Below are 25738 nucleotides of genomic sequence, written 5' to 3'. Positions count from 1 at the left end.
AGCGCCGCCTGCGCGTACGCGACGAACGACGGGACGATGTCCACTTCGGCCTCCTCGTCCTGGGCTGCTGCCTGATGCTCTTCCGTCGCCTTCAATCCTGACTTTTGTTAGGCGCTCTAAGGACCGCCGTGCTCCAGGCGCTGTACCGGCTCACCCGCCTCGGCTCCTCCATGGGAGTGCCGCCCAACCTCTTCACGGAGATCACCCGGCTGCTGGCGGTGCTCTCCGAGGACGAGCGCGCGGCGCTCAATCAGTATTTCGGCAAGATTGGGGAGCATCAGGAGCTCATCCAGGACCTCACCCCAGCCGGGGTGGAAGCCTTCAACCGGGACACTCCGGACCAGGAAGGCGTGCGCTACGCCTCGATCGTCACGGGAGCACCACCTCCGACCCTGCTCCGCCGGATGTCATTGCGCCTGCTGCTGTCACCGGACTCGTTCCTCTACGGCATCTTCTCGTCCCTGTATGTGCTGAGCGCGCCCCTCTCCACAACGTTGGAGATTCCCGAGCGCACGGAGGAACAGAACCAGTTGCTCCAAGAGGTGCTCGGCAAGACATTCGAAGCCTGGAGCGATGGCATCGTCCCGAGCCGCTCGCAAGTCTGGGGGCAGCTCATCCACGCCGTGCCAGCCGACCACCTGGACGTCATGGGCCACTTCGATCAGCCCGAGCAGTACATCAGCTGGCTCAAGTCTGGATCGAGCTTCCAGGAGTCACACTTCCATGCCCTCTGGGAGCGGGTGCTCGACTTCACGGTGGGCGAGACGGCCCCGTGACACGCGCGACGACCACCCCGCCCCTTGGCGATCCATCTCAGGAAACGCGAACGTTCGCCCGCGCCACCAAGGCCTCCGAGTCCGCCAGGAATGCCCTGACGTGGTCATCCCTGAGCCCAGCCGAAGGCAGGATCGCCAGACCTTTCTTGTCGAACATGGCGCCGCTGTGTCCTTCGAGGTCCGGCGTCACGAGCAGCGGGGTCACGGTCTCCGCGTAGGCCTCGGCACTCGGTGCCAGGAGCCCGATCATCCACTCGGTGAAACGAAAACGAAGCGTGCCCTCGCCGAGGAAGTTGCTGCGGATGTTGGTCTTGATGACACCGGGATTGAGTCCGAAGAAGTTCGCGTTCTCGTAGCGCTTCGCCGAGTCGATGACGAGCATCTCGTTCCCTGCGACGGTGTTCATGTGCACCGGCATGGCCCTGTAGGACTTCTCGGCGTTGAGGTCGTCGAGCGTGCCGGTCTGGCCGATCCCCGGATAGCCCATGATGAACACCCGCGGCTTCGTCCGAGCCGTCGGCCGTTGCCTCCCGAGACGCGGAGCGATGCCTCGCACCAGCACCAACCTGCTCAGGTAGCTGACCGCCATGTCACGCTCGATGCCCTCGGCGGTCTCCTGGCGCGTGGGCGCGGCGAAGATACCGGTGGTGAGGACGACAAGGTCCAGTGTCTCCGCAGGCAACGCCGCGGCGACACGCTGCGCTTCGCTCATCAGGCTGAGGTCTGCCTGGAGGAACTCGATGCCCGGGACACCGGAATCGCGGAAGGTCTGGCCGACGACTGTCACGCTCGCGCCGCGCGAGGCCAGGAGGCGACTGATGGCACGCCCGAGCCCACCAGTTCCGCCAACGACGGCTACTTTCGTTCCCTTGAGGTCGAGGCTCGCGGAGTCGACCCGGCGCCATGAGAGGTTCTTGTTGTATTTCATGGCGGTCAGAGCCCCTCTGCTACGACGTATTCGCGCACCGTGGTCGGCCGGATCGCCGGGTACCGGTCGTTCATGAGCGGGGCGAGTTTGCCTTCGCCGTTGAGAACGGACCGGTAGTACATGAGTGGCAGGTAGGAGAGGAATTGAGCGGGGCCCGCCTGCTTCAGTTGCTCGATGCGTGCATCCAGGTCTTCGAGCGAACCCAGCCGCTCGACACGCAGCTTCTTCCCCGATCCCGACTCGTAGGCGCGGACGAGGCCTTCGAAGTCGAGAACGTCTCCCGCGACGGAGAAGATGCGCGGAACGGGGCGTTCGTCGACGGCGGCCTCCACGGTGTAGCGCGCCGTGTCCAAGTAGGTGGTCCAGTCCATCGGCTGTTTGCCGTCGCCCCAGACGTAGGCCGTTTGCTTCTCGACGTCGATGACGCGAATGAAGCCGAACAGCACACCTCGATCGAGGAATCCGCCGTTCAGCACGTGGACGACCTCGACCTTGCCGCGCTCGGCATCCGCGACCAACGCGAACTGGCGCCGCATCTCGGAGGTGGGGATGTGGCCCGGCTTCACCTTGAAGAGATCGAGAGAGTAATCGGAGGGAATGAACCTGTTGACTCCAGCGTCCCGCGCCGCGCGCAAGAGGTGCGTCTGGCCGTCGATGATGACCTCGGGGCCACCCTGGACCGCGGAGATGACGGTTGATGCGCCCTGGCAGAGCAAGTCCAGCGCGGCGCGGGATTCTGGCCCCAACGCGCCCTCGACCACCTGTGCCTCTCGCTTCTCGAGGCCCGCGACCTTCTCACGGCTTCCCGGGCGGACGAGAACCCGGAGTCTCACGTCCTGCTTGTCGAGCAGCGCATTGCCGATCAGTGTTCCCAGGTGGCCCGTACCACCCACCAACGCGATTGTCTGCCTGGTCATCATCCCCTCGATCGCTGGAGCGAGCTGTTCCTCGCTCTTCATGAAGAAGGGCCCGTACGAAACGACGCGTTCGTGAAGTAGGCTGTGCCGGGTGCCGGCCCTTTGTTTCTTTCCGGAAAGAAATAAACTCCGATCTGTGGGCTGTCAAGCCCGCGAGCATTGCCATGGGAAGACCGAAGGAAATCACGGACGAGCAGATCGTCGTCACCGCACGGCGCTGTTTCCTCAAGCGCGGCGCGGGCGTGTCAGCTGCCGACATCGGGCGTGAGCTCGGAGTGAGCCACACGACACTGTTCAACCGGTTCGGCTCGAAGGAGGCGCTGATGATCGCTGCCCTCGGGCCGCCCGAAGAGGTTCCCTGGGTGGCTGCGCTCGACGCTGGGCCCGACGACCGCCCGATCCGCGAGCAGCTCGTGGAGCACGCGAAGTTGATCTCCACCTACTTTCAGGACCTGCACGCAGGGCTGGGTGTGTTGCAGGCCGCTGGCATCGAGCCCGGGAAGGCCTACCGCGGGCGCAGGGGCGAGTCGGCACCGGCCCAGGCGCTCCGCGCGCTCGTTGAGTGGCTGAAGCGCGCTCAGAGCCAGGGACGCCTGGCCAGGTGCGACGTCGACACCCTGGCCGCGACACTCTTGGGCGCGCTGCATGGCTGGGCGTTCACCGCGCGAGTCTGCGGCGAATCGACGGCCCCCTCTGCCGGCGAGCGCTACATCGAGCGCTTCATCGATCTCCTCTGGAACGGGATTGGAGGAAACAAGGCGTGAGTGCGGGGACAGCCCGTCAACGAGACGGCGTCAGGACACCAAGGGAACACGAAGCTGGGGTGAAGATGAAGACCATTGGCCTCATTGGCGGAATGAGCTGGCAATCGAGTGCGCACTACTACCGCATCCTCAACGAGGAGACGGCTCGGCGGCTGGGAGGGCTGCACTCGGTGCCGCTGCTGATGGACTCGGTGGACTTCGCGCCCATCGAGGTGCTGCAGCGCAGCGGAGACTGGGAGCAAGCTGGGCACATCCTGGCCGCGAAGGCCGCCAACCTGGTACGGGCTGGCGCGGGAGTGCTGGGGCTTGCCACCAACACCATGCACCTCGTCGCTCCAGCCATCCAGGCGGTGATCGATATCCCCTTCATCCACATCGCGGATCCGACCGCGCAGGCGCTCCTAGGTGACGGCTTCCGCCGCGTGGGTCTGCTGGGCACGCGCTTCACGCTGGAGAAGCCCTTCTACCGCGAGCGGCTGGAGGCAGCGGGGCTGGAGGTGCTGCTGCCCGAGGCCGAGCGCATCCAGCTCAACACCATCATCTATGAAGAGCTGTGCCAGGGCATCGTCACCGAGCCCTCGCGCCGGATCTATCAGGAGGCCATTGCCCAGCTCGCCGCCCGTGGCGCTCAAGCGGTGATCCTCGGCTGCACTGAGATCGGAATGCTCATCACCGCGGAAACCAGTTCCCTGCCCGTCTACGACACAACGGACCTTCACGCCAAAGCACTCGTCTCGGCCGCACTCCGCTGAACTCCGGCGGAGATTGAGGAAGCCTTCCTCCAAGCCGCTGTCAGCCTGAGCAGGGCAGCCGGACACGCATGGGACGAGCGCTGGAATCCTTGCGCCCCGTGCCGAGCTGTCCCTCAGTGCCGATGCCCCAGCACCAGGCAGAGCCGTCGGTGGTGATGGCGCAGGTGAATCGGTCTCCGGCGGCCAGTGCGACGGCCTGGCCCTTCAGCCCCGACACACGCAGAGGAGACGAGAGCGCACTGGGCTTGGCGCTCCCGCTCTGGCCCTCCGTGTTCTCTCCCCAGCAGAGGACATTCCCCTCTCCTCCTTCACCTGAGATGCGCGCGCAGGTGTGGCGGAAGCCAAACACCACCTCCTCGACATGGTGGCCCAGCTCCTTCATCTCCACCGGCACCCTGGCGAGCGCTGGGAAAGGCTCTTCCTCCAGCAGCTCTCCGAAGCACCAGAGCGAGCCATCCTTCTTCCAAGCGCAGGTCTTGTCGACGCCCGCCGCCACACGCACCACCTCGCTCATTCCGGAGATGGGAATAGGCACGGAACTGGAGCGGACATCTCCCTGGCCCAAGGCGCCGTATTCGCTGCGCCCCCAACACCATAGGGAGCCGTCGCGCAGGGCTGCACATGCGTGGCTCGTCCCCGCAGCGACGGAGACCACCTCCAGGGGGAGCTTGGAGACCCGGGTCGGCCCCGGGTGTGGGGTGACGTCTCCGGCGCCGAGCTGACCGCTCTCGTTGGCTCCCCAGCACCACAACGTTCCATCCCGCCGAAGCGCACAGGTGAAACCACCGCCCGTGGCCACCTGCGCTACCCCTGGAGTGGACTCCTCCCAACGGGTAGCAAAGAGCCCATCAGTGCTGGAGGTGAGAGGCCCGAGCAGGCTCCAGCACGCCAGAGAGCCATCCGTCACCCGAGCGCACTGTGCGCCATACAGCTCCGCAGCTCCCTCCAGGCGCTGGATGCGTACGGGATGGCCACCTGGCTCTCCGTAGGCCGCTTCGGAGAAATCAAGGTTGCCCCCCGCACAGTACCCCGCGCCCGTGAAAGTCCTCACGCACGCGATGTCGAGCGCCACGCTCAGCTCGACGGCGTTGCCAGCCAGCAGGCGCAGCGGCTGCGGCGAAAGCTCTCGCTTGTCCTGGGTGTCTCCTTCGGTACCGCGAGCTCCAGGTGGGTGGGAGCCCCAGCACCAGGGCGTGCCGTCGCGAAGGAGCGCGCAGGCAGAACTGCCTCCAGCGGCGATCTGGGATACGCAGCGCCCAGCCTGCACAGGCGCTTTCGTGGGGGGCAGCCCCAGGCGGTGCTTCAGGTGGCCACTGAGCCTCCGAGGAACACCGGCGCCGCCCACGAGTTCCATCCACAGCTCCACCTGCTGCGGTGTCTCCAGGAGGTTCCACAGCTCCGCGTCCTTGGGATTCTCCGTCGGCCGCCCGACGACTCGCTTCAGGGAGAAACGCTCGCGGAGCATCTCACCGGGCGCAAGGTTCACCGGCCCGTGGGGGTGAAGATCCGCAACATCGCCCAGCTCGTCGATGGGGTAGCTGAAAACACGCCCGCTGGCGGTGCGCACATGAAGCTGGGTGAAAGCCGTCCAATGCACGGTGCTGCAAACCTGGACGGGGATCTGTTGGGGTTCGGAGGTCACGTTGCGCGCGACAGCTTCGAGTTCCAGTTCGGTGGGCAGCGGCCCACTATTCGGGACGATGGCCAGGCCGAGCTGCACTCCCTTCACCGGCTTCCCCCACGCCACGTCATCCGCCGCCGCAGGGCTGGCGACCAGCATGATCAAGGCCCCCAGCAACCAGCTCACGCATGCTCTCTGCATGAAAATCCTCTCGACGATCGGCGCGCATGGACTGTACGGCATCGTCCTCCGAGCACGCAGGAACATCTCCGGCGTGATGAACGGACGAGGATCCACCGAGATCTATTCTCCGAGGCGCCGAGTCAATGCGGAGTAGACTCCACACGCTCTCGCGCCACAGTGCCTCCCCTCTCGCGACGGGACCCAGCCATGAAACGCAGGTGTATTCCCGTTGGTATTGCCACGATTGCCGTGCTCATCCAGGTGGTGGTGGGCGCGTCGGGCTGCTGCCCGGGTCCGCGGGACTACAGTTCGAGCCTTCATGCCTTCGCGAAGGCGCGAGTGGCCAATCGCATCCTTGCCGTCCTCCGCCTGGATCGAACACAGATTGCCTTTCCTCCCGCCGAGGATAAGGGGACGCGCGCCGCCGATGGGAGCGTGTCTGTCATCGAGGTTTCACTGGAGTTGGAGTTCCCGCCCGGGCAGGAGGCTCAGGGGGGAGTGCGCGCAGCTGGGCTCATGATCCGGGATCGTGAGGGGTGGGTGGTGAGCCGGCAGTCGTTCGAGCAGGAGCAGGTCTCACGGGGACAGACCCTGCGATCCCGGCTCGAGCTCAAAGGTCGGGAGGGCAAGCCGTTACCGCCGGGCGAATACACGGTGGAAGCCCTGCTCTTCAGCGAGCCCGAGGGAGAACCGACCGTGGTCCAGGCCCAGTTCCGGCTCGCCTCCTGCGCGTTCTACTGAACCGTGAGTGGCGCTTCCCGGAAAGGGATGAGAGCCACCGGTATCTTCGCCATTCGCATAACGACCCGCATATGCACGAAGGAGTTTTCCGCCTCTCCTCTGAATCAACGCTTGCTCAGAGGATGTCGCTGCATAATATGCGCGCCCCTTCCCATGACTGCTAGGAGTGCGCGTTCCCCCATGTCCCCCAACCCCGGCCTTCCTGCCCTGCTTCCGACGTATGCGCCGTACCCCTTTCCCATCCACCGGGGCGAGGAGGACCGCATCTATGACGACCAGGGACGTGCATACCTGGATTGGTACGGAGGGCACTGCGTCTGCGCCACCGGCCACTCTCATCCGCGCGTAGCCGAGGCGGTGGCGGCTCAGGCCCGTGCGCTGCTCTTCTACTCGACGGCGGCATCGCTGCCGGTGCGCGACGCGGCAGCAGAGAAGCTCGTGGCCTTCGCTCCCGAAGCGATGGCGTCCGTCTTCTTCTGCAACTCGGGCGCGGAGGCCAACGAGAACGCACTGAAGATTGCGCTCCTCCTGACAGGACGGAAACGGTTGGCCGCCTGCGAGGGTGGGTGGCACGGGCGCACGCTGCTGGCGCTCTCCGTCACGGACGACCCGAAGCTGACGCAGCCCCTGGCGGACTTCCTCGTGCCGACGACGGTGCTGCCCTTCAACGATGTGGCCGCGCTGTCATCGGCGGACCTGTCTGGCGTGGCGGCGGTCATCGTTGAGCCCATCCAGTCCATCGCAGGCGTGCGCACCGCGACGGTGGAGTGGCTCCAGGCATTGCGCCGCGCGTGTGACGCGAGCGGGACGCTGCTCATCTTCGACGAAATCCAGACGGGCATCGGGAGGACGGGCGCGCCGTTCGCCGCACAGCGCTTCGGCGTGACGCCGGACCTCATCACCTGTGCCAAGGCCATGGCGTCCGGCGTCCCCATGGGCGCTGTGCTGATGAAGGAGCGCGTGGCGCGGAGCCTCAAGTCGGGCGACCTGGGCTCCACCTTCGGAGGAGGACCGCTGGCGTGCGCCGCACTGAGCGTCACCCTGGACATCCTCCGCGAGGAGCGGCTCATGGAGCGCGCGATCCACGTGGAGGCCCAACTGCGCCGCGAGTTGGAGGGCACCGTGGTGCGGCAGATTCACGGCGCGGGGCTGCTGCTTGGACTGCGTGTGGGGCCTCGGGCTGGCGCCCTGCGCCAGCACCTGCTCGCATCGGGCATCCTGGTGGGCGGCTCGCACGACGCGGAGGTGCTCCGCCTCATGCCACCGCTCATCGTGCGAGACGCATCCGTGGCCGCGCTGGTGAAGGCCATCCGCGCCTTCGCGTAGCCACGGGAGTCTCTTAGCCCGGCTCCTTGCGGCGGCCCAGTGGGTCCATGCCGATGTGAAAGTGGTTGCCGCCGCGCAGGCCGATCTCACGCAGCACCTCCAGCTCCTTGATGCGCACCAGGAGCGGATTGGCCGCGAGCAACTGGGCCGCCTTCTCGTCCGCGGTCATGCGCCGCTCCACCGCGACCGCGTGCGCCTCGGCCTCCAGCCGCGACACCTCGGCGAGCTTGCGCGCCTCGATGAGCTTCGCCTCCGACTCGCGCTCGGTCTCGATGACTCGGTTCATGATCTCCCGGAGGTTGCCCGGGAAGACCAGGTCCTTCACGTCCGCCCGGCGCACCTCTACCCCGTAGGATTGCGCCGAGGCGCGCACGTCCTCCCGGATGGCGTCCGACAGCTCGCTGCGGTCGCGGAGGATCTGGTCCAGCGTGCGGCTGGTGAGGAAACGCCGGGCCGCCAGTTGCACGTCCTCGTAGATGCGCTCCTCGTAATGCTCCACGTTGAGCAGCGCCGCGCGGGGATCCACGACCTTGAAGTACAGGAGCAGCGACAGCCGGACAGCGACCTTGTCCGAGGTGAGGATCTCCTGGTTCTTGATGGTGAGCGAGCGCTCGCGCAGATCCACCCGCACCACCTCGCGCCGGGGCAGCCAGAAGCCCGTGAAGAAGCGGTGGCGTCCGGGGTTCAGCGTCCGGACCAGCACTCCGTTCTCATAGAGCAGCCCGAGCGTCCCTTCCTTGATGGTCACATCCATGGGGATACGTGTCCTTGCTGAGGAAAAATCGGGGGCGGGACGCGATGGTTGCCCGATGCGCAGGACGGTTCGAGAGAACCGGCGGCCATATCTCATGGATGCCCGCCGGAGGATCTTCCGCTACTTGGAGCCAGCGTCCGAAGCGCCCCCTTGCTGGCGCCGGACGCTCCCATCCCCACGACCTGACACGCGCCATCACACCTCAGTAGAAAAGGAGCTCGGGCTGCGGGGTGACGGTCAGGCTGATCAAGCGCGAGGCAGTGCCCGCTCATCCCCGAACAGGAGACGTCACCTCCTGCTCTCGGCACATGTTCGATACCCATGTGTGTCACGGGTGTCTCCCGTCGATCATCGCGCCGCCACTCCCTGGAGCCTACCTTGCGCGTCGTTCCCTCCGAGGAGGACTCCTTGCGCATTGCCGTCATTTCGGACTTACACCTGGGCCGGCGCGACACCGTCGATCACTTCGGGCACGAGGACTCGAGCTTCCTGCGCTTCCTGTGCTTCCTGGAGAGCGAGTTCGAGCGCATCGTCCTCCTGGGAGACATCTACGAGACGCTCACCTCGCGGGCCCCCTATCAGCAGGTGGCCGAGCTGGCCGCCGCCCGCGCCGCGCACCCGGAGATCGTCCGGCGCTTCAGCTCCCCGAAGTACCAGTACATCCACGGCAACCACGATCTCATCACCGCGCGCACCGAGGCGGCTCCCGAGCAGTGGGTGCTGGAGGCCGATGGCGTGCGCCTGCTCTTCACCCACGGCCACGCGCATGACTGGATCATCCGCAGGGCACGCTTCATTTCGGAGTGGGGGGTGTGGCTGGGAGCCTGGCTGCGCCGGGGAGGCATGCACTGCGTGTTTCGCGCCTTTGATCAGTGGGACGCGGCGCTCCGGGGCGCGGAGGAAGATCCCACGCGCTGCACCTTCCAGCGGTGGGCGCTGTCGCGCGCTCACGAGCACCAGGCGGACGTGGTCGTCACCGGTCACACGCACCTGGGCACGCGCGCCGAGCACGGGGACCGGCTCTTCCTCAACAGCGGCACCTGCTCGGAGGGGAACTTCTCCTTCCTGGCCCTGGATACCCAGCGCGGGCAGTACAGCCTGCACCAGCGGTGGTGAAGCACCTCAAGCGCTCATGCGCCCACGCCGTGCTCGGCCGTGGAGCAGCAGCGCCAGACCCACGCCTGCCCAGGCCAGTTCCCTCATGCGCTTGAGCAGCGCGAAGGTGGCCGCCAGTTCCAGCGAGGCACTCCCACCTCCGGTATGCAGCAGCGCCACATAGCTGGCGTCCTGGATGCCCAGCCCCGCAGGCACGACGAAGGCGAGCGAGCGCGCCACGGAGACAATGGCCTCCATGGCCAACGCCTGACCGAGACTCATCTCTACTCCGAGCAGGCGCAACAGCAGATAGCCTTCGAAGGACTCCGCCAGCCAGATGAGCAAGTAGAAGAGCGTGGCGTGGCGCGAGCCTCGGCCCTCCAGCGCCTGTCCCAGGTGTGAGTCCGTTCGGGCGATGGCCGTACGTCGGCGCTCGAGCCATGCGCGCACCGCACGGAAGGGCAGCCGCTCCAGCAGCAGGCTCAGCCGGGTCACGGTGCTGCCACCACTCAAGGCCCGTCCCATTCCCGCGGACACCAGCAGCAGCGACACTCCCACCCCACCCAGGAGCAGAGGCAAGCCGGGCAGCCCGAGCAGGGCCGCCGAGCGCTGGTGGAGAAAACCCCAGCCCACCAGCGTGGCGAGCAGAAGGAACAGGCCATGACCGCGGAGGATGAGGCACTTGCGTGCACCGAGGGCGCCAACACCCTGGGGAACATCCACCTGGCAACGGGTTTGAAGAAGCATGAGCCTCACGCCCTCCGCGAGCACGGGTCCCGCGGGAAGGCTGAGAGTGAGGGCCTCGGCCGAGAGCCGAATGCCCGCAAGGCGCAAGGCCCCGGCGCCACGCCCCAGCGCCGCCAGCAGGCTGCGCAACCCCAGCCCATCGAAGAGCACCGAGAGCCCGTAGGGGACGAGCCCCCAAGCCACCATCGGCCCCAGCCGCTCCACCACCCTCCAGACCTGGGCGAAATCCACATCCTGAAAGCTCCACACCAGGCACAGCCCCGCGGCCACGAGGCCCAGGCCATACACCAGGAGCTGGCGTCCGCTGGCTCCCTCGGGCCGAGCCTCTACCTGTCTGGCCGTCATTCACAGCACCTCATGGTTCGCTGCAGCGGCGGCACCGTAGAGGCTGTGTGTCTCGCGGTCGTAACGCGCAGGCACCGATCAGGTGAACGCTACTCACTGCGCGGCGTGCGCCTCATCGCTTGAGTTTCCCTCTCGTGGGGAAGGGAACTGGCATAGTGGGCCCCTGAGAAGCCACGGGAAGTCACCCTGGCTCCGGCACAGCGTGGAGAGGCAACAGGATATGTCGGCACAGCATGACCAGATTGGAGCCAAGGTCGCGGACTGGGACGTGTTGCCAGTGCGCTCGAAGTACATCGAGGGCTACACCTTCTTCAACGCGCTGGGCTCCGTAAACGAAAAGAACGTCCTCGACGTGGCCTGCGGTGACGGGCTGTACACGCGGCAACTCAAGGCGCGCGGAGCCACAAGCGTGACGGGTGTGGACATCTCGGAGGAAATGATTCGCAACGCACGCCAGCAGGAAGCGGACCAACCCCTGGGCATCGAGTACCACGTGTCAGACGTGGCCGACATGCCGCTGTTGGGCTCCTTCGACGTCGTCACGGCCATCTACCTGCTGCCCTACGCGCACTCTCCTGAGCACATGCTCCGCATGTGTCGGAACATTCATGCCCACCTGAAGCCAGGGGGGAGCTTCGTCACCTACGCGTTCAACCCCGACTTCAGCGCAAAGGGCCCCAACAGCACCCGCTATGGGATAACGATGGTGGACTTCCCAGAGTCTCCTCGGGATGGTCATGAGATCTCCGCGGTGCTGCACACGGAGGTCCCCTTGACCATCCAATTCTTCTTGTGGAGCCGAGCCACGCACGAGCAGGTGCTTCGCGATGCGGGCTTCCAATCCATCACCTGGACGCGCCCCGAGTGCTCCCCGACGGGCCTCGCGAAGTACGGCCAGGCGTTCTGGCAGGACTACCTCGACAACCCTCATGCGATGGCCCTGCGCTGCACGCGGTAGGTCTTCCCATGAGTACGAGCCTCACCCTGCTGGCGGGACCGGATGCGTTGCGGTGGATCCGCGAGCGAGGGCTGCGCGCGGATGACGTGGACGTCCTGCCCGGAGCCTCCGGTGGACCGAAGTGGCTGGTGCTGGCCGGACTGGACCGGGTGCTGTTCGGCGGATTCTTCCGGGGCCGCACGCGTCCGCTCCACCTGATCGGCAGCTCCATCGGGAGCTGGCGGTTGTCCTGCCTGGCGCAGAAGGAACCGGTGGCCGCGCTGGAGCGGATGGAGGAGGCCTACGTCCTTCAGCGCTACCCGCCCAAGCCGCCTCCCTCGCTGGTGAGCGCCACCAGCGACCGCATCCTGGACACGGTCCTGGGTAGGGACGGCGTGGAGCAGATCCTCGGCCACCCGTGGGCACGGCTGCACATCGTTACCGCGCTGTGCCGGGGGCTGTCGGCATTCGAGCACCCGCGTGTGCAGATGATGGGACTCGCGCTGGCAGCGATGACGAACCTGGTGAGCCGCCGCACGCTGGGGCTCCACATGCAGCGGGTCATCTTCCACGCGGCGGGAGACACCAGTCCGTTCGCTGGCCTGAAGGATCTGCCCTCGGCCCACCTGCCCTTGACGCGCGAGAACCTGCGGCCGGCGTTGCTGGCCTCGGGCTCCATCCCCCTGGTGCTCAGCGGGGTCCGCATCCCGGGGACCCGTCCCGGTGTCTATCGGGACGGAGGCATCATCGACTACCACCTCGACCTGGACTTCGGTCCGGGCGAGGGACTCGTGCTCTACCCACACTTCTATCCGTATGTAGTGCCCGGATGGTTCGACAAGTCACTGCGCTGGCGGTGGGCACGGCCGCGCAACTTCCGCCGAGCGTTGATCATCGCTCCCTCTCCCGAGCTCGTCGCGCGCCTGCCTTCAGGGCGCATCCCGGACCGGGATGACTTCGTCCGGTTCTCGGATGAGGAGCGGATACGGGCCTGGCGGCAGGTCCTGTCCGAGAGCCGGCGGATGGGAGACGAGTTCTGGGAGTTGCTCTCCACCGGGCGCCTGGCGGAGCGCGTCCGGCCGCTTCACTGAACCTGGGCCATCTCGGACCGTCCACCCGATGGAACCGGCTCTCGAGAGCAGAGCAGGCTCAACCCGAGCAGCGAGTACCAGCCCAGCACGGGACCCGCGCCAGCGCCCAGCACAGGGACCGGAAAGGCGCCCAACTCCGTGACGACGAAGGTCAGCCCGAAGTAGACGGCCAGGGTAGCAACCAGCGGCGCCGCCTCGCTCTTCCGGGAGAACAACTGCACCGCGTGGTGAACCGCAGGAACCAGGAGGGCCGCTGCGGCCAGCAACGTGGCCACGAGCCAGAGCGCTCCGGCGTCGGCCGCCAGGTGAAGAATCCGCTCCACGTGGGGAACCGCATTCAAGGGATCGGCTCGTCCCCAAGCCGCCGCAGCGCCCAGCAGGGCCGCGGTGCTCCCAACGACGCGCCAGCGGATCTCCGTAGACGGCGCAGTCCAAAATAGAAGCACGGCACTGACGCCCCATGCCGTCCCCTGCCCCGCGTCGGGTTGAAGCACGTGGAGTGCTTGGATCGCCGCAACCCATCCACAGGCAAGGATTGGGCGTTCTCCTCGCAAGAGTGCCCACACCGCCGCCAGGAGCCACGGCATGAGCACCGCCGAGACATTCAGACGCACAGGTCCCAAGGTGATCCAGCGGTGCACTCCTTCGAGCCCAGGAAACATCAGAGTCGTGGCCAGCAACGCTCCCATTGCCGCAGCAATTCTTGGCGCCTGACGAACCACTCCCTCCCAGGAGAGCCGGAGAAGTCCCGCAAGGAGCGCGAGCCCAAACCCCATGGCCACCACGTTGACGCCAAAGACCTTCGCAGGGAGGCCCTGAGAGTGCGCCACCCAACCGCCTAGGAGAATGGCTGCCAGCGGAAGCAGACCGACAGCCAGGAACCTCCGCTGGAACGCAAGGAAGCGCATGAAACCTCTGCTCCTCTCATGAAAGGACGACGAGGGCACGCCATGGAACCACAGAAAGCTGTCGGGAAGATCTTCCGCGACGGGCGTTCACCCTCCTGAGCGAGCCCCCTCGCGGTCGTCCCCCTACCCGCCCCCTTCCGGGGACGGGCGTTCCATAGGAGCAACCATGCATCTCAAGACGAGGGTCTCATGGCTCGTCGCGCTCGGGCTGACAACAAGCACGGGAGCGCTGGCGGCGGACTCGGAGCAGGCGGCACTGGCGGTCGGTGAGGCTCAAATCCAGGCGCTGGGAGGTGAGGAACAGGTCGAGGCGGATCTGCTGGAGATCAAGTTCCGTGACCACCAGCTCATCCGGTTGCGAAATGGCGTGCCCGCGGATCTTGCAGGGCGCGGGCTACGCGCACCGGCGGCCACGGTCCTGATGAAGGCGCTGGAGCGCGGCCGGTGGACTCGCTCCCACGACGTATCTGAAGAGGCGCTGGAGAAGCTCCAGGCCGAGGGCCAGCGACGAACCACCGAGCCGCAGCCGGATCTCAACCTGTACTTCCGCGTGCGGCTTCCCCCAGTCCTGGACGCACAACGCATCGCGGCAGCATTCCGCCAGCTCTCGGAGGTGGAGGCCGTCTACCGCGTCCCCCGCCCGGTCGAGTCACCGGTGGCGCCGGACTACTACGCGATCAGCACCGGCTCCTATCAGCAGTACCAGGACGAGGCGCCCGCGGGCATCGATGGGCGCTTTGCCCACGGCGTTCAGGGCGGGAACGGCGCCTCCGTGAGAATCTGCGACGTGGAGTACAGCTTCAACTCCGGGCACGTGGACCTGGGGCCGGTGACAATCATAGGCCCAGCGGGAATCGATCCGTTCAACGACACCAACCACGGCACCGCTGCATTGGGGGTGCTCGGCAGCCTGCCCAACGGTGAAGGTACGCTCGGCATCGCCTATGGCGCGCAAAAGCTGTTCGCCTACGCCAACACGTCGGCCGGCTACAACGTGGGCGCGGCCGTGACAAACTGCGCGGCCAACCTCGGAGACGGAGATGTCATCGTCATCGAGCAGCAGTTGGTCGGGCCCGCGGGCGGCACGAACTACATCCCCTCCGAGTGGTACAAGCCCTGGTACGACGCCATCAAGGCGGCGGTGGCAGCCAACAAGGTCGTCGTCGCGGCGGCAGGCAACGGCACGCAGGATCTGGATTCATCCCTCTACTCCACGGGCAACGGCGGCCATTATCCGTTCCGGCCGGAGAACGACTCGGGGGCCATCCTGGTGGGTGCCGGCCAGTCGCCCATCTATGGCTCCGGGGCACGTGCCCCCGAGAGCTTCTCCACCTATGGCTCCACGGTGGACCTGCAAGGCTGGGGCGACCGGGTGACGTCCACGGGCTATGGCAGCCTCTACAGCAGCGAGGGACTCCACCGGTGGTACACCGCGACCTTCGCGGGCACCTCGAGCGCGACGGCCGTCATCGGCGGCACGGTGGCCAGCCTTCAGGGCGCCGCCATCGCCTCGGGGCGCGGCGCGCTCAGCCCCGGCGAGGTGATCGCCCTGCTCTCTTCCACGGGCACACCGCAGGCCTCGGACCCGCGCCACATCGGCCCCCTGCCGAACCTGCGCAAGGCGATCCTGGCCCTTCCCATCGCCCGGCCCTCCATCTCTCCCGAACTCCCCATCCGCCCCGCGGAGCCGCCCAATGCGCAGGTGGTGGATGCATCCGCGGTCGCGGCGGGACATGGCCTGTATCTCGCCGTCTGGGCGAGCGCCTCCACGAGCCCTCCGGACATCCTGGCAGCGCGCGTGAAAGCGTCGGACGGAGCCTTGCTGGATACCCAGCCCATCGTGATCAGCGCGGCGCCGGGCACCCAGGATCACCCCGCGGTGGCATTCGATGGCACCAACTTCCTGGTGGTGTGGGAAGATCTCCAGAGCCCTCCGAGCGTCTGGGGCGCCCGCGTGCGGGCCTCGGATGGAGCCGTGCTGGACACCCCCTTCCTCGTCAGCCAGACGTTCCAGGGCCCCTTCAAGCTGCCCCAGAGCACACCCTCCGTCGCCTTCGATGCGGCGAGCGGAAACTACTTGGTGACCTGGGACAGCTTCTTCTACGAGAACGGCACCGTCTACAAGGGCATCCAGGGCATCCGCATCCGGGCCTCGAGCGGAGAACGCATCGAGGCGAACAGCTTCGCGATCTCGCACAACGGCTCAGACGCCCGCCTTGCCGCCGCGGGCGGCACCTTCCTGGTGGCCTGGACACGGAACTCGGGCGCACAGGGAAACGACGTGGAGGCTGCGCGCGTCTCAGGCGCCTCGGGGAGCGTGCTGGATGCGATGCCCCTCTCGATCGCAGCGACAGTCGCCAACGAGAACAGCCCCGCGGTCGCCTCCCGTGAAGGTGCGCTCGCGGGCGACGAAGAGTTCCTGGTGGTCTGGACGGGAGCGAACAACAGTCTGTGGGGCCGGCGGCTGCGGGCCTTGGATGGCGCCCCACTCGACGCCACGGAGTTCCTCGTGGGGGCAGCAGCCGTTGTTCCCGCCTCCGTGACCTTCGATGGCCAGGACTACCGGGTAGCGTGGCAAGGAACACGGGACGGGGTGCGCAAGGTGCTCACCACGCGAGTCTCCGCCCTTGGCGAAGTGGCTCCCCAGGCAGAGCTCGTCCTCGGGGAGCTGCCGTCCGCCGCCTCGCCCTGGCGCGAAGGCATCGCCGCTTCGAGCGTGGGCCGCTTCGTTGTGACCTATGCGCAGTACCAACCGTCCGGGGCGCTGCAGCGCCCCCGCATGAAGCTGGTGACAGAGCAGCCAGAGCCCGTGCCGTGTGACTCACTCGAGCCGCTCCTCGTACTCAAAGGCCGGGCGGAGAGCACTCTCGAGTGCGGACCCGGCACCTACCTCGACCCGGGAGCGCAGGCCTTCGATGGCTGCGGCAACCCCATCTCGGTGCATGCCTACAACACAGGGACGGACACCTCCGGGCCCGGACCGCTCCTGGGATATGAGGGCAGCTACACGGTCTGGTATGCAGCGTGGGACTCTCAAGGCCGGACAGTGAACGCGTCGCGCACGGTGAACGTGGATGACCGGACGGCGCCGACGCTGGCGCTCCAGGGACCGGCATTCATGACGCACACGTGCGGCAGCCAGTGGATCGATCCGGGGGTGCAGACACTGGATGCGTGCTACGGCGACATCTCGACCTGGGGCTGGCACACGGGAGAGGTGAACGGCTGGGCCGAGGGCACCTACACCGTGACGTACTTCGCGGCGGATGCGGGCGGCAACACCGCCACGCCCGTGACTCGCACCGTGCAAGTCGTCGACTGCCCCCCATAGCGCTTCGCTCGTCGGACTGCCGGAACCCAGCTCAATGCGTCAGACACGGGAGCTGACATGTCGGAGCGAGAACTGGCACGTCAATTTCCAGGTGAAGCGTGCTTTCTGACCAGAACCGAGGAGGGCAACTCCTCGGCAGGTGGGGCTGGCATCTCCTCTGCATTGCCGACACGTAGATGCGTGATACGTCAACAAGCGAGATATCAATGACACAGAAATGGATGGCTGCCTCTTTCGGAGTTCTGGTGGTGACGATCCTCACCGCGAGCGGCACGGCCCGCGCTGACGCGGCGGGTGACAAGGTGCTCGCCACCATGGATGCGGCCCTGAATCGCGCCAAGACCCTGACCTTCACGTACGAGGTCTTCAACCAGGAGCCCGGCAAGGCGGAGCGGAAGCTGGAGATGACGCTCAAGTTCAAGGGGGACAAAAGACTCGGCGAGTTCCTGGCTCCCGCGGACATGAAGGGGACCAAGGTCCTGATCATGTCTCCGACGCAGATGTACGTATTCCTGCCTTCCTTTGGGAAGGTTCGGCGCATCGCCAGCCACTCCGGCGAGCAGAGCTTCCTCGGCCTCGCGTTCAGCCAGGACGACCTGGCCACGGCGTCGTACAGCGGCAACTACACCGGGCAGATTGCTTCACAAACGCCGACACAGTGGAAGCTCACCGCCACGCCGAAGGCCGGCCAGACCACGACGTACTCGAAGATCACGTTCACGGTGCCCAAGGACAAGGCATTGCCGACCGAGATCCAGTACTTCGATGCTGCGGGCACGAACATCAAGACGGAGAGCCGCTCCAATTACACCTGCGAGGGGAACGTCTGCAGCCCGACCGAGGTCAAGATGGTCAACAACCCCCAGGGCCACTCGACCCGGCTTGTCCGCAAGAGCTGGAAGGTGAACGAGGCCATCCCCGACGACGTCTTCTCGACCCGCAGCCTGGAGGAGTAGCCCCCGCAATTTACTTCGCGCCCCCCGGCCCCGTGTCACGGCGGAAGTAGACCCTTGCGTTTCCGCGTTCCACAACCAGGGCGTAGACCGCGCCCCTGGCGTTGCGCAGGAACTCGAACCGGAGCGGGAGAATCTCGACCGGGCCGATGAAGCGCGTCGGGGACACCGGCAGCAGTTGCACCGGCTGTTGCTTGTTCCGGGTCATCGTCATGACACCATCGGAGAGGCCTACCTTGAGCGTGCCGGCCTCGAAGTGGCCAGCCAGGTTGCCAGTCAGATCGTTCGGCACGCGTGCATCGAGGCGGTAGGTGCCGGTGTAGTCGGCCAGCACGGCCGGGGCCAGTTCCACCGTGCGCACCAATGGGTTGATGCCACGGCCCAGGGCATCCGACAGCGCGTTGCGGATCTCCACGTTCAGCTTGTTGCCCTCGGTACCGTTGGTGAGGATGACCATGCCGTCGCCAGTCTCCAGGTAGCCCTCGATCCAGGCCTTGTAGCTGTCGTTAGAGCCCCCGTGATGGAAGATGCGGGCCTCGCCATCCCCTTCCAGACGCGGCCCCAGGCCGTGAACGCTCGGAGAGACCTCTGTCATCATCTGCAGGGCGATCGTTCGCGGTAGGAAGTCACCCTTGCCCCGGTAGCTGTCGATCAATGCGCCGACGAAGGCGCCCAGCTCGTTGGCGCTGGTCCACAGGCCCGACGCCGCCTGCTCCGGGAAGCTCTCCCATCCGCGAGGCAGTGCAGCGCGCTGGCCGTTCTTGTCGTGGGCCTTGGCGATGTTGCCCACCCCGGCCGGCAGCGGATTGACGAAGGTGCTGCGGCGCATGCCGACAGGTTGGAAGAGCTCGCTGCGAACGATGGTCTCGAACGGCTTGCCCGTGGTGTCCTGCAGCACCAGTTGCTCGACGGTGATGCCACCACCGGAATAGCGCATGCGCGTGCCCGGCTCGAAATCGATGCGGACAGGCTCATTCTTGGCCGGGGCCACACCGTCGAGGGTCTGCACGATCGTCGGCAGCTTCTCACCCGGCAGGTAGTCCTCGAAGCCCCACACCGTCAGGCCCGAGGTATGCGACATCAGCATCCGCAGGGTGACTTTGTTGTCAGCGAAGGCCGGCGCTTTCGGAATCTTCCACGTGGTCAAGTAGGTGTTGATGTCGCGATCCAGATCGAGCTTGCCCGCCGCCACCCTGCGCAGCGTCGTGGCAGCAGTCACAACCTTGCTGACCGAGCCGACGGAGAACAAGGTGTCCGCGTTCACCGCCTCCTGGGTGCCCGCTTCGCGCACACCGAAACCGGCGGCCTGCACGACCTTGCCGTCCTTCAGCACGGCAATGGCCACGCCCGGCACGTGGTAGTAGGCCATGCGCTCCTGCAGCGACCAGCCCGGCAGCGGTTCGCCACACTGAACCACGGCGCATATTCCGGCGCTGCCGCACCGCAGCGCAATCCACCGGCGCAGGCCACGCCAGCCTTGTGATTGAATCCTCCCCATGGACACTTCCGTGGCCCAGCAGGGCCTGCTCCATGCTGCTGTACGCTGGTGGGTGGTGCTGCTGCCTTGCGTGTTGCCGGCATGTGCCACGCTCTCCTCCTCGGGCGTGGAGACGCCCCCCGATCTCGCGTCACGTTGCGAAGCCCATGAGCTGAGCGCTTGCACGGCGTGGGGCGACCAGCTCCTGGGCGAGGGCCGCTGGGAGGAAGCGGCGGCGGCGTACGGCCGGGCCTGCCAATGGAACGACACGACGGCCTGCCTGACCGAGGGCCGTCTGCGCATGGAGCACGGCGATCTGGACAGAGCCGAGCCGCCGCTGCGCAAGTCCTACGAGGCCAACAATGTGGAGGGCACGCAGATCCTGGCGGACCTCTCCGCGGCACGAGGAGACGAGGCGGGCGCAGCACGCCTGCGCTACGAGGCTCTCTCCATCGACAAGTCCGTGGTGGAGCTCGTCATGGGATACCGCTTCGGGATGACGGGTGGCGGTGGTCTGACGGTGGACTTGAACGTCCAGCCGATGGCGATGCTCGCGCGGCGCCTCAACGTAGGAGCGAACGTGACGGTGTCCACCCGGTACTCGTCGCGAGTGGAGCTGAACGGATACGTCGGCTACCAGCACTTCCTATCCGACTGGGCTGCGCCCTACGCGAGGCTGCTCGTGGGCAGCCAACTGTCCTCCAGAACCGCGCGCCCCAACGTCGGCGCGGAGGCAGGGATGAAGTTCTTCTCGGGATCGCTCGCGCACCTGGGCCTCGGCGTAGGGACCTCAAGCGTGGGCTCCACGTACGTATCGGTGGAGGTGGGCCTCGATTGGGTCCTCGCCCTGATGATCCTCGCCGAGATCCACTGAGAGCACTCCCTGCTCTCCGATAGAGAGAGGGAAACAGGCAGAGGCCTGCCCCCTCTCGCGAGACTGAAGCTCAGCTCAGGGGGCCCAGGCGGAGGCCACGCTCCAGCTCGCGTCCGCGCTGAAGGAGGAGGGCTGATCCCAGGTGCTCCCCGAGCCGCTCGCGAGCCACACCTCGCTGTCATAGTGGCGCAGGTAGCTCCCTGGGAAGTTGTAGGCCTCCAAGGCGATGCCCGTGCCGAACAGGCCCGGCTGAGCGCAGAAGGTGGCGTCCTGATCGAAGAGCGCCGAGCCGTCGCGCGCGTCCCTCCTCAAGCGGCTGGACGCGTGCCGCAGGTATTGGCCAGGGAAGTTGCGAGACTCGAGGGAGTAGCAGCTCACATCGGCCAGGCCGGCGACAATCTTGAAGGTCGCGTCCTGCTTGAGCGTGGCGTTGCTGGCGCTGGTCACAACCTCTGTGGAGCCCAGGCCACTCGAGTGGCGCAGGAAGCGGTTGGTGTAGCCCGGCGTCACCACCTGGAGCGAGCGGTAGGCGTTCAACGGCAGATCCGCGCCGCTCCTCCACCAGGGAGACACCACCCGCCACGTCGCGTCCTGTCGATAGCCCTGGGTGTCCGAGAAGGCATCCACCCACAGCTCGGCGTTGCGGTGGCGCAGGTAGGAACCGGACATGTTCTTGGACTCGAGCGACACGTTCTGGCTGCCGTCCAGGGCCGCGCGCGCACAGAAGGTGGCGTCCTGATCGAAGAGCGCCGTGCCATTGCGCGCATCCAAACGGATTCGGCTGTTCTGGTGGCGCAGGAAGGAGCCAGGGATATTGCGAGCCTCGAAGGAGTAGCAGCTCGGATCAGCCAAGCCGGCGACGATCTTGAAGCTCACGTCCTGCTTGAGCGCGCCGCTGCTCGATGCGTCCACCACCTCGGTATAGCCCAGACCGCCCGACTGGCGCAGGTAGCGGTTGGTGTAGCCTGGCGTCGCGACCTGGAACGAGCGGTACCGGTTGACAGGCAGCGCCCCCTGATACTGGAAGGCCTGACGCAGGTTCGGAAGGGGCCCGATGTGGCGGGAGTCCGCGACCTGCGCCGTGCCGGTGCTGGCCAGCAGGAAGCGCACATAACGGGGATCCAGCGCTCCCTGGCCGCGAGCGCGCGCCGCGCCCTGGAGGCTGATGGCCGAGCCGGTGACGACAGGCGAGGCGCTGGAAGTGCCGCTGAAGGTCGAGGTGTAGTACTGGTCCTCTCCGTACGCGGAGCCGAAACGATCGCCATAGCCCATGGTCACGACGCTCTCTCCCCAGCCGTGCACATCCACCCGGGAGCCGAAGTTCGTCCAGCACGTGGGGGCGCGCGTGGAGGCCCCGCTGGCGCCCACCAGGATGGCGCCCGAATCACGTGCGTTCCGGTTGAAGGCATTGCCATACGCGCCCTCATCCAGGTTGGCACTGCCATTGCCGGCAGCTTCCACGACCGTCACACCGTTGGCCGTCGCCGTGGCGATGGCATCGAAGTTGTCCTGCCAGTACTCCATGGCGATGTAGTTGCACTGCCCCTGGTTGCAGGTGCAGGGCGTGCTGTCCGCAGGCCCCTGCGCGTGCAGCTCGACGAGGATGACGCCGCCCCGGCCCACCGCTGAAGCCGCGCTGGAGATGGCGCTGGCGCTGGATTGCGAGCCAATACCAGACACGCCCACCGAAGCTCCGTTCGCGATGCCCGTCACGCCATAGCCGTTGGCCGCGCCGATGGCCACGCCCAGCACCGCGGTGCCGTGGTTGCGCCAGCCCAAATCGTTGTATTGCGAGCCGAGCTGGGTGAACAGGCCAGGCATGTCCTCGTGGGTGGTGCGCCAGCCGCCTTCGATATCCACGAAGCGCACACCGGCGCCGTTACCTCCGGCCACCGTCCATGCGAAGCGAGCATCCACACCGGTAGGGGCCGCATCGAGGTAACCCTGGTTGCTTTCATACAGCGGCGTGGCAGGAGAGATGTCCGCGGCAGCCAGCAGGCTCCGCAGGGCCGCGTCCATGCCAAAGTTCACCATGGCCGGCTCCGCGGGCGGCTGAGCATAGGCCACCTCTACAGTGTCCAGCGCATTGAGGGACTCGACCAGCTTCGCCACATCCTCGGCTCGGGTGCGTGGCAGCAGGGGCATCTCGTAATAGAGGTTGAGATCCGCCAGTTGTTGGCCGCTCAGGGCCTCACCCGTGTTCTTGCGAGCCTCCAGCGCGGACTCTTCCTCGGCGAAGAGACGGCGCAGGGAGCCCAGCCGGGGCGCGCGCTCCAGCAGGGATTGGACGGACTTCACATCCTCTGAGCGCTCGCCTGCCAGGGATACCAAAGCATTGTCGCGCAGGCGTACGCGACTACCCTCCTGGAATTTTACGATCACGCGTTCCACGGGCGTCCCAGCGGGTAGCTCCCGCTGGGCGCGCTTGTCAAGGGCAAGGCGGGGACGAAGGGACAGAGGTGCCGCAGAGGCGGCGGGGATCATGGCCCACAGAAACAGGCCGACGAGCGCGCCCATGAACCGAGCGGCAAGCAACGATGGCTTCATTTGTTTTCCTCGGGAGCTGAGAGAGACATCCATGACGGACTCCGAGCACAGCCAGAGCTCGCATATGAATTATCAGGTCATTCTGTGTTTGAACAGGAAATCCTGCTTTGACTCGATATGCAGATATTTATCTCACATATCATGAGATGGAGACAACATTCACCAGGTGGTGACAACTGTTATCACCATCCTGGATGCTGGCATTCCTTGTGGGATGCACTGCTGGAACGGAATCACCCGCGCGGGAGGAGCCAGAGCAACCGCCCCGGCGAGTTCGACGCACAGCGTCAGCACGATCTCCCAGCCGCCCCTGCCGACACGTCGAGACACGTCGGCGACACGTCGATAGATTCCCCTCCCCACGCAAACAGGAACGGCGGGCCACGGGACCCCAAGAGAGAAGCGGACTCGGCCCGGGTGGCGCGAGGCTTGCTAACGGTCTCCGCCGCCACCTGTGGAGGAGACATCATCATGACGCGGAGTTGGAGAGCGGTTTGTACGCAACTGGTCGCGCTGTGCCTGAGTACGCTCGTCTGGGCATGCGGTCCGGCCCAGGAGGAAGCAACCCACGGTTCCCTCCAGCGCCAGCGCGAGGACTCCCTGTCCGGGGCCAGCGTGGGACGGATCGTCGTCAGTCATGACGAGTGGACCCTCTCGAACACGGGGTTCAATCAGAACCCGAACACCGCGGCATTCGCCCGGAACGTGGCGAGCTGGCTCGGAACCGCAGGGACTGGCCGCTTCCTCGTCTACTCCAACAACTTCGGGCTTCGCGAGAGTACCCTCGCGGCGGTGATGACCGGGGCGGGCTACACCTGGACGGCCACCACCAGCGTGCCCTTCACCCTGAGCACCCTGCTCCAGTACGACGCTGTCTTCATCGCAGGCGATGCGGTCGATACCAACGTCCTCACCCAGTACGTGCGGCAAGGCGGCGGCGTCTACATCGCGGCGGGCACGGGCCTTGGCGCAGCCGCAGAGGCCGCCCTCTGGAATCCATTCCTCAATAGCTTCGGCCTGAGCTTCGCCCCCGCCTACAACGGGGTGTGCTCCAACGCCAGTGGCATGTCCGCGCACCCCATCGTCTCGGGAGTACCCTCGCTCTATTCATGTAATGGCAATTCGGTCTCGCTCGTGGGCCCCGCGAGTCCCTACACGTCCATCGTCCAGAGCGTCTCGGGCCAGGGGCTGTTGGCCGTCTACGATGGCTGCCCGAGCAACGGCCACACCCACTGCTTCGCCAACCTGCCGCCCACGGCCCTGTGCACGAATGTCACCGTGAGCGCTGGCCCGACCTGCACCGCGTCCGCCTCCATCAACAGTGGCAGCCATGATTCGGACTCCAGCGGCTCCACGCTCCAGCTGACGCAGTCTCCGGCGGGCCCCTATCCCCTGGGCACCACCCCCGTCACCCTCACCGTCAGTGACGGCCGGTACTCCTCGCAGTGCACGGGCACCGTCACCGTGATGGATGACACCCCACCCACTCTCCAGTGCCCGGCCGATCTCCAGCTCGCGTGCACGCAGAGCAGCACGGTCTCCTTCGCGCCTACCTTCAGCGATAACTGCGGCGGCCCCAGCACCCTCACCTGCACGCCCTCGTCCGGTAGCTCGTTCCCGAGTGGCACCACCTCCGTCACCTGCTTCGCGACGGACAGTTCGGGCATCCCCGCGGGCTGCAGCTTCAACGTCACCGTGGCGGGCGGCCTGAAGATCCACCTGAGCGACTACAACCTGTTCCTGCGCGAGGACTACAGCCAGGGCCATGACGTGCAGGGCAAGGTGGCAGCCGGTGGCAACATCACCCTGACCGACTTTGCGGTGGGCTCGGGGCTGGCGGCGAACGACACCGCGAACACGCTCGTGGCGGGCGGCAGCCTGAACCTCTCGCGTGGCGGCGTCTGGGGCGATGCCTGGTACGGGGGCAGCTATACCCCGAGTCCCTCCGTGGTCTTCCCTCGCGGCACCGCAGCACAGGGCGCGCCGATCGACTTCGCGGCCCGCTTCGCCGAGTTGCACCACCTGTCCTCCCAGCTGGCCAGCCGGCAGGCCAATGGCACCACGACCCGTGAGAACTGGGGCGGTATCATGTTGCGCGGCGCGTCTCCGGACATGAACTTCTTCGACGTGAACGCCAATGCCTTCACGGGCGCCGCGTTGCTGTCCATTGACGCACCGGCGGGCTCTCTGGCGGTGCTCAACATCCGGGGCGCTTCGGCCACCTTCACGGGCTTCGGCACCTCCTTCAGCGGCGGCATCGGCCCGCGCGGCGTGCTCTACAACTTCGTGGACGCAACGAGCATCCATGCCCGTGGCTTCGGCTTCCAGGGCACGGTGCTGGCTCCCGCCGCGCGCATCGACTTCAGCGATGGAAGCTGGGACGGAGGCATCTATGCTCTGTCGCTGACGGGCAACGCCGAAGGCCACATCAACCCGCTGAGCGAGCGCGAGATCTGCGAGTAGCCAGGAAGTAAAGCCGTAGCAGCATCTGCCTCGGCCACGCGCTCACGTCCCGTACTCCTCGCCAAAAAGAAGGGCCTGGAATCGAGAGGGAAACCTCGAAGACTCCAGGCCCTTCGGCTTTTCTGCCTCTCCCCTGGATGGTGAGTAGCCTGGCTGTGCGCAGTGGCTCAGGCTCTCCCATCACATCTCCCCCGGGTCGGCTCCCCCC

The 25738-nt window shown here is 66.4% G+C and carries 20 protein-coding genes; 12 read left to right on the top strand and 8 right to left on the bottom strand.

The window, feature by feature from the left end:
* The first annotated feature begins 128 nt into the window (after positions 1–128).
* On the top strand, positions 129–776 hold the full coding sequence (locus KY501_RS46060) for a hypothetical protein (protein WP_224371264.1): 648 nt from the start codon (positions 129–131) through the stop codon (positions 774–776).
* A gap of 37 nt (positions 777–813) precedes the next feature.
* Here the strand turns inward: KY501_RS46060 and KY501_RS46055 are convergent, their stop codons facing one another.
* Positions 814–1704 carry an SDR family NAD(P)-dependent oxidoreductase gene (locus KY501_RS46055; protein WP_224371262.1) on the bottom strand — a complete coding sequence of 297 codons (891 nt, stop codon included), beginning with the start codon at positions 1702–1704 and terminating at the stop codon, positions 814–816.
* A 5-nt stretch (positions 1705–1709) separates the two neighbouring features.
* Positions 1710–2663 carry an NmrA family NAD(P)-binding protein gene (locus tag KY501_RS46050; protein ID WP_224371260.1) on the bottom strand — a complete coding sequence of 318 codons (954 nt, stop codon included), beginning with the start codon at positions 2661–2663 and terminating at the stop codon, positions 1710–1712.
* A 122-nt stretch (positions 2664–2785) separates the two neighbouring features.
* Here KY501_RS46050 and KY501_RS46045 point away from each other — a divergent pair, with 122 nt between their 5' ends.
* Positions 2786–3385 (top strand): TetR/AcrR family transcriptional regulator, encoded by a 600-nt coding sequence (locus KY501_RS46045; RefSeq protein ID WP_224371258.1) that lies wholly within the window; start codon positions 2786–2788, stop codon positions 3383–3385.
* Between the two features lie 65 nt (positions 3386–3450).
* Positions 3451–4137: an aspartate/glutamate racemase family protein gene (locus KY501_RS46040; protein ID WP_224371270.1), complete on the top strand. Its 687-nt coding sequence runs from the start codon at positions 3451–3453 to the stop codon at positions 4135–4137.
* 40 nt (positions 4138–4177) lie between these two features.
* Here the strand turns inward: KY501_RS46040 and KY501_RS46035 are convergent, their stop codons facing one another.
* Positions 4178–5959: an RCC1 domain-containing protein gene (locus KY501_RS46035; RefSeq protein ID WP_224371256.1), complete on the bottom strand. Its 1782-nt coding sequence runs from the start codon at positions 5957–5959 to the stop codon at positions 4178–4180.
* Positions 5960–6148: 189 nt separating this feature from the next.
* Between KY501_RS46035 and KY501_RS46030 the strand changes: the two genes are divergently transcribed.
* Both KY501_RS46030 and KY501_RS46025 read left to right on the top strand, forming a co-directional pair.
* Complete coding sequence (locus tag KY501_RS46030) at positions 6149–6682, top strand: hypothetical protein (RefSeq protein WP_224371254.1); 534 nt, start codon at positions 6149–6151, stop codon at positions 6680–6682.
* Between the two features lie 180 nt (positions 6683–6862).
* Positions 6863–8008 carry an aspartate aminotransferase family protein gene (locus tag KY501_RS46025; RefSeq protein WP_224371252.1) on the top strand — a complete coding sequence of 382 codons (1146 nt, stop codon included), beginning with the start codon at positions 6863–6865 and terminating at the stop codon, positions 8006–8008.
* Positions 8009–8021: 13 nt separating this feature from the next.
* Here KY501_RS46025 and KY501_RS46020 read toward each other — a convergent pair whose 3' ends face one another.
* Complete coding sequence (locus KY501_RS46020; RefSeq protein WP_224371250.1) at positions 8022–8762, bottom strand: slipin family protein; 741 nt, start codon at positions 8760–8762, stop codon at positions 8022–8024.
* Positions 8763–9140: 378 nt separating this feature from the next.
* Between KY501_RS46020 and KY501_RS46015 the strand changes: the two genes are divergently transcribed.
* Positions 9141–9878, top strand: a complete 738-nt coding sequence (locus KY501_RS46015; RefSeq protein ID WP_224371247.1) for a metallophosphoesterase family protein — start codon at positions 9141–9143, stop codon at positions 9876–9878.
* 6 nt (positions 9879–9884) lie between these two features.
* Here KY501_RS46015 and KY501_RS46010 read toward each other — a convergent pair whose 3' ends face one another.
* Positions 9885–10949, bottom strand: a complete 1065-nt coding sequence (locus KY501_RS46010; RefSeq protein WP_224371245.1) for a lysylphosphatidylglycerol synthase transmembrane domain-containing protein — start codon at positions 10947–10949, stop codon at positions 9885–9887.
* A gap of 220 nt (positions 10950–11169) precedes the next feature.
* Between KY501_RS46010 and KY501_RS46005 the strand changes: the two genes are divergently transcribed.
* The gene (locus tag KY501_RS46005; protein ID WP_224371243.1) at positions 11170–11907 is read left to right on the top strand and encodes a class I SAM-dependent methyltransferase; all 738 of its coding nucleotides are present in this window, start codon (positions 11170–11172) and stop codon (positions 11905–11907) included.
* A gap of 8 nt (positions 11908–11915) precedes the next feature.
* The gene (locus KY501_RS46000; RefSeq protein ID WP_224371242.1) at positions 11916–12977 is read left to right on the top strand and encodes a patatin-like phospholipase domain-containing protein; all 1062 of its coding nucleotides are present in this window, start codon (positions 11916–11918) and stop codon (positions 12975–12977) included.
* On the opposite strand, the gene KY501_RS45995 is transcribed toward KY501_RS46000, so the two are convergent.
* On the bottom strand, positions 12971–13318 hold the full coding sequence (locus tag KY501_RS45995; RefSeq protein ID WP_224371240.1) for a hypothetical protein: 348 nt from the start codon (positions 13316–13318) through the stop codon (positions 12971–12973). The genes KY501_RS46000 and KY501_RS45995 overlap by 7 nt on opposite strands.
* A 733-nt stretch (positions 13319–14051) precedes the next feature.
* Here KY501_RS45995 and KY501_RS45990 point away from each other — a divergent pair.
* The gene (locus KY501_RS45990) at positions 14052–17216 is read left to right on the top strand and encodes an immunoglobulin-like domain-containing protein (protein WP_224371238.1); all 3165 of its coding nucleotides are present in this window, start codon (positions 14052–14054) and stop codon (positions 17214–17216) included.
* A 206-nt stretch (positions 17217–17422) separates the two neighbouring features.
* A complete protein-coding gene (locus tag KY501_RS45985; protein ID WP_224371236.1) occupies positions 17423–18172 on the top strand; it encodes an outer membrane lipoprotein-sorting protein in 750 nt (249 codons plus the stop codon).
* A 10-nt stretch (positions 18173–18182) separates the two neighbouring features.
* Here KY501_RS45985 and KY501_RS45980 read toward each other — a convergent pair whose 3' ends face one another.
* On the bottom strand, positions 18183–19586 hold the full coding sequence (locus KY501_RS45980; protein ID WP_224371234.1) for a serine hydrolase domain-containing protein: 1404 nt from the start codon (positions 19584–19586) through the stop codon (positions 18183–18185).
* Between the two features lie 79 nt (positions 19587–19665).
* Between KY501_RS45980 and KY501_RS45975 the strand changes: the two genes are divergently transcribed.
* Positions 19666–20520 (top strand): tetratricopeptide repeat protein, encoded by an 855-nt coding sequence (locus tag KY501_RS45975; RefSeq protein WP_224371231.1) that lies wholly within the window; start codon positions 19666–19668, stop codon positions 20518–20520.
* Between the two features lie 75 nt (positions 20521–20595).
* Here the strand turns inward: KY501_RS45975 and KY501_RS45970 are convergent, their stop codons facing one another.
* The gene (locus tag KY501_RS45970) at positions 20596–22818 is read right to left on the bottom strand and encodes an AbfB domain-containing protein (RefSeq protein ID WP_224371229.1); all 2223 of its coding nucleotides are present in this window, start codon (positions 22816–22818) and stop codon (positions 20596–20598) included.
* Between the two features lie 720 nt (positions 22819–23538).
* Between KY501_RS45970 and KY501_RS45965 the strand changes: the two genes are divergently transcribed.
* Positions 23539–25530, top strand: a complete 1992-nt coding sequence (locus tag KY501_RS45965) for a choice-of-anchor A family protein (RefSeq protein ID WP_224371227.1) — start codon at positions 23539–23541, stop codon at positions 25528–25530.
* Positions 25531–25738: the final 208 nt, after the last annotated feature.

Origin of the sequence: Hyalangium versicolor, assembly GCF_020103695.1 — a bacterium.
GTDB classification, from domain to species: domain Bacteria; phylum Myxococcota; class Myxococcia; order Myxococcales; family Myxococcaceae; genus Hyalangium; species Hyalangium versicolor.
Note: the sequence above shows the minus strand (reverse complement) of the source record. Positions and strands in the feature narration are given on the sequence as shown.